General features: G+C 43.2%; 10 protein-coding genes. All 10 read left to right on the top strand.

Going from position 1 to position 8500, the window contains the following annotated elements:
- Positions 1-1779: ArsA family ATPase (locus HW443_RS08100; RefSeq protein ID WP_176238048.1), on the top strand; the 1779-nt coding region annotated here is incomplete at its 5' end.
- 87 nt (positions 1780-1866) lie between these two features.
- Positions 1867-2115, top strand: a complete 249-nt coding sequence (locus HW443_RS08095; protein ID WP_219857231.1) for a gas vesicle protein GvpG — start codon at positions 1867-1869, stop codon at positions 2113-2115.
- A 300-nt stretch (positions 2116-2415) separates the two neighbouring features.
- Entirely contained in the window at positions 2416-2769 is a 354-nt protein-coding gene (locus HW443_RS08090) for a gas vesicle protein (RefSeq protein ID WP_176230942.1), read from the top strand.
- Between the two features lie 16 nt (positions 2770-2785).
- On the top strand, positions 2786-3217 hold the full coding sequence (locus tag HW443_RS08085; protein ID WP_176230941.1) for a hypothetical protein: 432 nt from the start codon (positions 2786-2788) through the stop codon (positions 3215-3217).
- A 137-nt stretch (positions 3218-3354) separates the two neighbouring features.
- Positions 3355-3885 carry an Hsp20/alpha crystallin family protein gene (locus HW443_RS08080; RefSeq protein WP_176230940.1) on the top strand — a complete coding sequence of 177 codons (531 nt, stop codon included), beginning with the start codon at positions 3355-3357 and terminating at the stop codon, positions 3883-3885.
- 8 nt (positions 3886-3893) lie between these two features.
- A complete protein-coding gene (locus HW443_RS08075; protein WP_176226710.1) occupies positions 3894-4217 on the top strand; it encodes a gas vesicle protein K in 324 nt (107 codons plus the stop codon).
- Positions 4218-4349: 132 nt separating this feature from the next.
- Positions 4350-5426 carry a gas vesicle protein GvpL gene (gene gvpL, locus HW443_RS08070; RefSeq protein WP_176237151.1) on the top strand — a complete coding sequence of 359 codons (1077 nt, stop codon included), beginning with the start codon at positions 4350-4352 and terminating at the stop codon, positions 5424-5426.
- Positions 5427-5466: 40 nt separating this feature from the next.
- Positions 5467-6207 (top strand): gas vesicle protein, encoded by a 741-nt coding sequence (locus HW443_RS08065; RefSeq protein WP_176230938.1) that lies wholly within the window; start codon positions 5467-5469, stop codon positions 6205-6207.
- A 20-nt stretch (positions 6208-6227) separates the two neighbouring features.
- A complete protein-coding gene (gene dnaK / locus HW443_RS08060) occupies positions 6228-7988 on the top strand; it encodes a molecular chaperone DnaK (RefSeq protein WP_176230937.1) in 1761 nt (586 codons plus the stop codon).
- On the top strand, positions 7985-8500 hold a 516-nt coding region (locus HW443_RS08055; RefSeq protein WP_176238047.1), incomplete at its 3' end, for a PH domain-containing protein. The genes dnaK and HW443_RS08055, both read left to right, overlap by 4 nt.

The following is an 8500-nucleotide window of genomic DNA, read 5'->3' as shown; positions in this document are numbered from 1 at the left end:
AATAAGATCACATCCATAAGTGGGGTAAATAATCTCTGGGCCCTGGAGATGAATGCTTCAGCATTACTTGAAGATTTCAACAGGAAGCATGGGAGCGTGATTAAGAAGTTAGCTGATAGAGGCACCTACTTTGACAGACAAGATATAGAAGATTTCTTTTCCCTTTCCCTGCCGGGTTTGGACGAGGTAATGGCTATCATAGAAGTTGCCAATATCCTCCGAAGTGGACAATATAATTTAATTATTCTAGATACCGCACCCACAGGGCACACTATCAGGCTACTAGCTCTGCCTGCACAGATGGAGAAGTGGATTCATGTTATGGATATGATGCAGGATAAGCACCGCTACTTGTTTAGGCACTTCACCGGCAAATACGTAAAAGATGATTGCGATAAGTTTCTGGAGATGATGGTAGAGGATATAGGCCGGGTGAAATCTCTCCTTAACAATTCTCAGTTAACTGAATTTGTTCCCGTCACTATCCCAGAGTCTTTGAGCATAGACGAGACAGAAAGGCTGCTCCTTACTCTAAAAGAACATAAAATTCCCGTAAGGAACATCATAGTTAATCGAGTAGCTGGAGGAGAGGAATGTCCTTTTTGTTTATCTAGAAGCAGAGATCAGCAGAAGCATGTTAGAGAAATTGAGGAGAAATTTGCTGCTTATAATCTCATCAAGATGCCCTTATTTCCCCACGAAATTCGGGGAATAGAGGCTTTAAGAGAGTTTGCTGAAATTTTGCTTGAGAAGGCCAGTTATAGCCATAAGCCTTCTTTCCTCGAGCCTCCGCTAGAAATATCATCTACTCCTACAGCGGGGATGTCGGATCTTCTTAAAAAAGATTTACAATTCATTCTCTTCGGTGGCAAAGGGGGAGTAGGTAAAACCTCCATAGCTGCGGCTACAGCTTTGCGTATGGCCAGGTGTAATCCTGATAAAAAAGTCCTGGTCTTTTCCACTGATCCTGCCCATTCCTTATCCGATAGTTTTGACTGTCCAATAGGCGACAAAATCACACTTATAAAAGATGTAAATAATCTTTATGGTTTAGAGATAGATGCTGGAAGGTTACTTGAGGATCTTAAGAAGGAATATAAAGCAGATATAGAGGAAGTGTTTGATAAGTTCCTTGGCGGGGGAATAGATATAAAGTTCGATCGGGAGGTGATGACTGAACTTATTTCTCTTTCTCCCCCTGGATTGGATGAAATTATGGCTTTAAAGAAGATTATGGAGTTTGTAGAAGACAGAGAGTTTGATTTTTATATCTTAGATTTAGCAGCGACAGGGCACCTTCTTCGCTTTCTGGAACTCCCTGGGCTGGTTAGGGATTGGCTGAAGACGCTCTTCAGGTTGCTCTTGAAGTATAAAGGGGTGGTGCGCCTGACCAGTTTGGCTGAGCGGATGGTGGATCTGTCAAAGAGTGTCAGAGAGATACAGGAAACCCTTATGGATGCCAAGAAAAGTGAGTTTGTGATCATAACCATCCCTGAAGCTATGGGTCTTGCAGAAATGGAGCGGCTTCAGGTTGCTCTTAAGGAACTCAAGATTTCCTGTCATTACGTTGTTATTAATATGGTTATTCCCCCCAGCGAGTGCAGTTTTTGTGCACTCAAAAGCAGAGAGCAACAAAAATATGTTCAAGAAGCAAGCAAGAAATTTTCTGGGTATCTCATCAACCAGGTTCCATTATTTCCCCATGAAATCAAAGGGTTAGATGATCTAACAAATCTTTCTGAGATCATGTACGGCCGAGCAACGAATCAATTTGCATAACCACCCATCACCATAGTCAGGTTTTGGGCGATAATGCCGAGCTGGCAGTGGGGTGAGGCAATAACACCGGCAGTTCGGAGGAGAGAAGTGCCTCCCATTGAGGTGGGGTTAAGGGGTATAGTGACTTGGCCCAAGATATTAGCAGAAACTGTCCTTGAGGAGATCAGAGAGCAAGCTGAGTATGAATCAGATCTTGAATCGATACTTAAGGGGAAACTCTTGGAGATCAGAATGGGCTATGAAAGTGGTGAAATAAGCGAGGAGCAATACAAAGAGAAGGAAAAAGAGCTTAAGAAAAAATTGGAGGCTATAGGTGTTGTCTTAAAGAGAAAGTGATGTGATCAAGTGACGACTCTGTGAGCTAAAGCAGACAGCTTCTCGGTGACACCACAAACTTCGTGGCCAAGACCGAAGGCTCCGTCCAAGCCAGTTAAGTTGCACCATACCAGTAACACCCGACGTGTTTTACGTCATACGGGATTTCAGTATAACAACTCTCCGAACACGACTTATGTCAAGGTGCGAAACGGTAGTAGTATTTTCAACTTTCTACCTAAAATAATTATAACACAAGAAAGGAGGATACGCCATTCCCCGCTGATGGTTTAAACCATCAGTCCGCTGGCGTAAATTTCTATGGCTTTAGAACCATCTAGAGATAGTAGCGGTACTTTGGTCGATGTAATAGATAGGATTCTGGATAAAGGATTGGTCATCAATGCAGATATCACCGTTTCAGTGGCCGGGGTAGAACTTCTGGGTATCAAGATTCGGGCAGCCCTGGCTTCATTTGAGACGGCAGCCAAATATGGGTTAGAATTTCCTTCCGGAACCAATTATGAGACTGCAGCTTGGAAGGAAGCTATGGTAGGAAAAGAAAATTGTCCCCAGTGTGATAAAAGGGTGGCCACAGAGGAACTTATTACTATCGGATGCCCGTGGTGCGGCTGGATTAGTGCCAAAGCCAGGGCACTCAAAGCAGAAGCATAAACTTGGTTGAAATCTTATGGAAAAGAAGCAGAAGACTAGATTTGGCGGCCTTAATATTTTAGGTATTCCCATAGATCCAACCTTGGGTTTAGGAGATAAGGTTTTAGACCATATGGATGAATCAATAGAGGCTGAAAAGAGAAAAGAAGCGGCTTCTAAGTGTTGGATGCGTTGCCCGTCTTGCGGAAAGCGTGTCGTAAAGAAGGAATTAATCAAAAATGGCTGCTACGCATGTGGCTGGCAAGGGACAGAAGATGAAATTGAACTAGCTCAGGTTGAGCAAGCTAGTCAGGTAAAAGAACAAACTAGTACAGGGTGCAGAAAAGAGAACATACATTCATATCGGACAAACTGTCCTAAATGTGGTGCTTTAGTAGTAACAGAACAGCTAGTTGAAAAAGGATGTTATATCTGTGGATGGAAGCCAGAGGGCAGAAATCAGAAGTGAGAGAGTCTGACATCTGAATTTTGACATCTGACCTCGGAAATGAGGGAGAGAAGGTGAAAACAGTGAAAGGATCGGGTAAAAAGAAGGAAGTTAATCAGGAGAAGAAGATAAGAGAGCTTGAAGAGAAGATAAAAAAGTTGGAGGAAGCCAAGGTCAAGAAGGAAGAATCGGAAGGAATAGCTGGAGGTGTACTTAAAGGGATTGGCAATGTGATCCCAGGGCTCGGAGGCTTAATTAAAGGGTTAGAGAAATCTCCGGCCTTCAAGGAGAGGTTAAAGAAAATTGATGAAGAAGTAGAGCGTAAGTTGAAGGAAGAACCACTGAAAAAAGTTGGGGAGGAGGGAAGTCTTCATATCCGTAGGGAATTTGGTGTAAGACCTCCGGCCAAAGGAAGAACTGCCGTTAGAAAAGAAACTCCTCCCTCAGCACCTCAGGAACGCCCGGTGGATGTCTTCGATGAGAAAGACCACATTAAGATAATTGCTGAAATTCCGGGGGTAGATGAGAATGATATAAAAGTCGATCTACAAGATGATACTCTTGTTATATCTATAGATATTTCTGACCGCAAATATCATCAGGAGTTGAAACTCCCCTGTGAACCCAAAGGAATGTTAGAAAAAACTTATAGAAATGGCATCTTAGAAGTCAAAATAAAGAAAGAGTAAGCTAATTTATGCCCATAGATATTGATGAAGATAATCTAAAACACGGGGTTTTGGGTTTAGTTATTGCTTTGGTAGAGATAATTAAAGATGCCCTCAAGCTTCAGGCAATGAAGCGCATGGAGGGAGGCAGTCTATCTGAGCAAGAAATAGAGAGGTTAGGGGGAGCCCTGATGGATCTTGATATAGCTATTGAGGAGATAAAAAAGGAGCAAGGAATCACCGAGTCGGTCAAGTCAGTGAGAGATGGTCTGGATAGTATTGTGGATGAGGTAATAGATAAGATCATAAATCCTGAGAGGTGGAAGGAAGAAGCAGAGAAAAAGAGAATTTAGTTAGTTCATACTAAAAACAGGATTTATGTCCTGGCCCAGGGCAAAATTCAGCCTATGGCCTTTTGTGTTCAATCACTTATACGCCATCTTTCAGGTGAACTGGTTAGAATTTTGAGGGTAAGGCAACAAGATATGAAAGGGATAAGAGAAATAATAGAACGGATCGTGCGGCAAGAAATAAGGAGCGCACTTGCTGATAGTGAGGATATAGTAAAAGAGGCAGTTAAAACTTTACTTCTTCCCGAACTTAGAGCGGCTACTCGAGATGCTATCTCCAGGGTAGTGGAAGACATGTTAAAGGAATCTCCTGAGGTAGAAGAAACGCCACCATTATCTGCAAGTATTACCCCTCAAGAATCTGCAGGAATCCAGGAGACTGAATTAGTTGCACCTCCCGAAGCTGAAATTTCTGCCTCAAGTGAGGTTGGAGCCCGCCCTAAAAAGGACAGCGATGGAAAATACCTTTACTGCGTGGCTGAAGGTAGCGAAAGAATAAGCCTGGGCAAAATCGGGATAGAAGGTAATGAGGTTTATACTATTCCTTACAAGGATCTCTGTGCAGTCGTTCACAACTGCCCTGCCCAACCGTATAAATCAGAAGATAACGAAGTAGTGAAAAGTTGGATAATGGCACATCAAAAAGTGGTTGACATCGCCTGGGAAAAATTCGGTACCGTGCTCCCTCTAGGGTTTGATACCATAATTCAAGGGAATGAGGATACTGACCCAGACGAGAATATGAAGAATTGGTTAAGAGAAGACTATGAGAGTCTTAAGGAGAAGATGGAGAAGGTTAGAGGCAAGGAAGAATATGGGGTACAGGTCTTCTGGGATCCAAAGGTAATTGCCCATAAGATTGTCCAAAGGAATGAAGAGATTCAAAAATTAGAGAAAGAAATGAAGTCGAAGCCAAAGGGAGCGGCTTACATGTATAAGCAAAAGCTAGAAAGGGCGATAAAGAAAGAGATGGAAGCAAAGGCAGACCAGTACTTCAAGGGTTTTTATAACCAAACCAAGAAGCACGTTGATGATCTTCGGGTGGAAAAGACAAAGGAGATCGATAAAGACAAACAGATGCTCATGAACCTGTCCTGCCTGGTGCGTAAGGATAAATCTAAGGAATTAGGAGAAGAACTGGAGAAAATTAATAAGATGGAGGGGTTCTCTGTTCGTTTTACGGGACCTTGGCCACCCTACAGCTTCACTTAAACAATATTTACGCAGCTAAAATCCGTGCACAGGGAGATAGATGGAACCGATTCGAGATACACAGGCCACCCTGGTTGATTTATTAGATAGAATTTTAGATAAAGGTCTGGTAATTAACGCCGACATTATCATCTCCGTTGCTGGCATTCCCCTCATCGGTGTTAACTTAAGGGCTGCCTTGGCTGGAATGGAAACCATGTTAAAGTATGGGGTTATGCAATCCTGGGATGAGCGCACCCGAGCCTGGGAGAGAGAGCACAGAAAGAAGAAAGAAATCTCTTTGCTTGAAGGAGAAGAGATTGTTCTGAAAATGTATGGCTCTCATTATTATAGTAAAGGAATATATACTGCCTGGAGGCCAGGCTATTTTTATTTGACTAATAAAAGACTTATTCTCCACCATCAAGATTTTAACGAGATTACACTTCAGATACCGTTAGAAGAAATAGGAGCACTGATAATGAAAGAGGAAGAGCATTTTGTTAAAGAAAAGAAAAAACAGGTACTCTATCTTATCGATAAACAGGATGAAGTATATCGGCTTAGTGCTGTAGAAACAAACCAGTTAAAAGATGCTATTGAGCAAAATTTGAATGCCATGGGGCTTTATCTGGAGGAGAATCCCATCCTTCCAGAGTTAGAAGATGAAATGGAGACCTGCCCTCAATGTGGTAGTAGAGCATCCGTAAAGGAGCTTCTGGAGAAAGGATGCTCAGAATGTGGATGGGTTAGCCCAAAGCTAAAGAAACGGTTGGCTGAAGTGGCGGTAACAACCGAATAGCTAACCCAGGGGAGAGAAGAATGGCTAAGGCAATTGGAATTGATTTGGGGACCACTAACTCGGTGGTGGCATTTGTGGAAGGTGGTCAGGCCACAATTATACCAAATGCTGAGGGTGGTCGATTGACTCCATCGGTGGTGGCTTTTACTAAAGACGGAAAACGATTGGTTGGCGAGTTAGCTAAAAGACAAGCCATTGCCAACCCACAGCACACCATCGCTTCAATTAAGAGGCATATGGGCTCCGACTATAAAGTGAGGATAGATGATAAAGAATATACACCTCAAGAGATCTCTAGCTTGATTTTGCGGAAACTTAAAACAGATGCGGAAAACTATTTAGGTGAGAAGATAAAGAAAGCAGTGATTACTGTGCCCGCCTACTTTAATGATAGCCAGCGTCAGGCCACCAAAGATGCCGGCACTATTGCTGGTTTGGATGTAGTCAGGATCATTAACGAACCAACTGCTGCTTCGCTGGCCTATGGCTTAGATAAGGAGGGTGTTCATACCATCCTCGTTTGGGACCTCGGTGGTGGTACCTTCGATGTTTCTATCTTAGAGTTAGGCGAAGGAGTGTTTGAAGTCAAAGCCGTTAACGGCAATACCTGGTTAGGTGGGGATGATTATGATGATCGAATAATGGATTATCTGGTTACCGAATTCCAGAAAGAGCATGGGATTGATTTGCGGAAGGACAAGGTGGCTTTGCAAAGGCTGAAAGAGGCAGCAGAAAAGGCTAAGATTGAACTATCCAGCGTATCAATCACTGACATTAAATTGCCTTTCCTGGTTACTGATGGAGATGATTCTAAGCATCTGGATATCACTCTAACCAGGGAAAAATTGGAGGAGCTAACAGTAGATTTGTTACAAAAGATGGTTGGTCCTACCAGGCAGGCACTAGCCGATGCAGAGCTTGAGCCTGACGATATTGACAGAGTAGTGTTAGTGGGTGGAGCAACCAGAATGCCATCTGTGCAGAGACTGATTAAGGAGCTGATAGGCAAAGAGCCTTATAAGGATATTAATCCGGATGAGGTTGTTGCCATTGGAGCGGCGATTCAAGCTGGTATCTTAGCGGGCGAAGTGAGGAAGGCGGTCTTGGTGGATGTTACTCCCTTATCTCTGGGCATTGAAACGCAGGGCGGGATATTTGCCAAAATCATTGAAAGAAATACCACCATCCCTACCTCTTGCGGGCAGATCTTTACCACCGCTGCCGATAATCAGACTGAGGTAGATATTCATGTCTTGCAGGGGGAGCGAGAGATGGCCATGTATAATATGAGTCTTGGTAGATTTCAGCTTGTGGGCATCCCTCCAGCTCCACGAGGAATGCCACAGATTGAGGTGACCTTTGACATCGATGCAGATGGTATTGTACATGTTTCTGCCAAAGATCTGCATACAGAGAAGGAACAGAGCATGAGGATTACCTCTCCAAAGGCACTGTCGGAAGAGGAAATAAAGTGGATGATTGAAGAGGCTCAAGCTTATGCCGAGGAAGATAGGAAGCAACGAGAGGAAGTGGAGATAAGGATTCAGGCGGATAGCATGATCCACGCGGCTCAAATGACTATGGAAGAAGCTGCGAGAAGACTAGACGAGACCAAAGTAGAAGAGATTGAAAAAGCAATACTGAAGGTAAAGACCGCTTTAGCTAACGATGATAGCCAAGAGATTAAATCAAAAACGGAAGAATTGGAAGAACTAATTAGGGCACTACATGAGGAAATTAAGCGTCGAGAGAAGACTGAGGTAGGGGCAGAGATAGGGTGAGAAAAGTGAAAGAGCCTCCATTAACTCAAGATGAGGAGATTATTCTACGTGAGCAGGGAGGCTATGTTGGTAATTTACGGTCTGGCTGGAAGCTTGGCCATCTTTATCTTACCAATAAGAGGTTATTCCTTTTCCAACCAGCAGGTATCATATTTGAGACACCACTTAGCAATATAACGAACGTTACAATAGAAGAGAGAAATTTTGTTTTCAGGAGGAAAAATACTATCTGTATTTCATATAAGCAGATGGAGACCGGGCGCACATCAAAAGTATGGATCATAATGGCTAACTTGGAGACGTGGAGGAAGAAGATTTATGGAATGGCCTTACTAAAGATCGATGAGGAAACAGTGGATAGAGTTGCAGCGGAGTTGAATGGGGAAAGCAGGGAAATACTTTGGTATCTCTGGCAGAAAGGACACGCTACTATCGATGAGTTGGCTGCGGTTGTGGCAGCTCCCACTCATATGGATATTTTGCTTAAGATAAGAAAAATCATAAATCCCACC

Source organism: Candidatus Hakubella thermalkaliphila (genome assembly GCF_013281975.1).
Lineage (GTDB): Bacteria > Actinomycetota > Humimicrobiia > Hakubellales > Hakubellaceae > Hakubella > Hakubella thermalkaliphila.
The sequence above is the reverse complement of the archived record's forward strand: the minus strand, read 5'-3'. Positions and strand labels throughout refer to the sequence as shown.

Excerpts from the sequence above, each read along its gene's own strand:
- HW443_RS08085 (WP_176230941.1), top strand. The coding sequence starts at position 2,786 with ATGGAAAAGAAGCAGAAGACTAGATTTGGCGGCCTTAATATTTTAGGT.
- dnaK (WP_176230937.1), top strand. The coding sequence starts at position 6,228 with ATGGCTAAGGCAATTGGAATTGATTTGGGGACCACTAACTCGGTGGTG.
- HW443_RS08075 (WP_176226710.1), top strand. The coding sequence starts at position 3,894 with ATGCCCATAGATATTGATGAAGATAATCTAAAACACGGGGTTTTGGGT.
- HW443_RS08065 (WP_176230938.1), top strand. The coding sequence starts at position 5,467 with ATGGAACCGATTCGAGATACACAGGCCACCCTGGTTGATTTATTAGAT.
- HW443_RS08090 (WP_176230942.1), top strand. The coding sequence starts at position 2,416 with ATGGCTTTAGAACCATCTAGAGATAGTAGCGGTACTTTGGTCGATGTA.
- gvpL (WP_176237151.1), top strand. The coding sequence starts at position 4,350 with ATGAAAGGGATAAGAGAAATAATAGAACGGATCGTGCGGCAAGAAATA.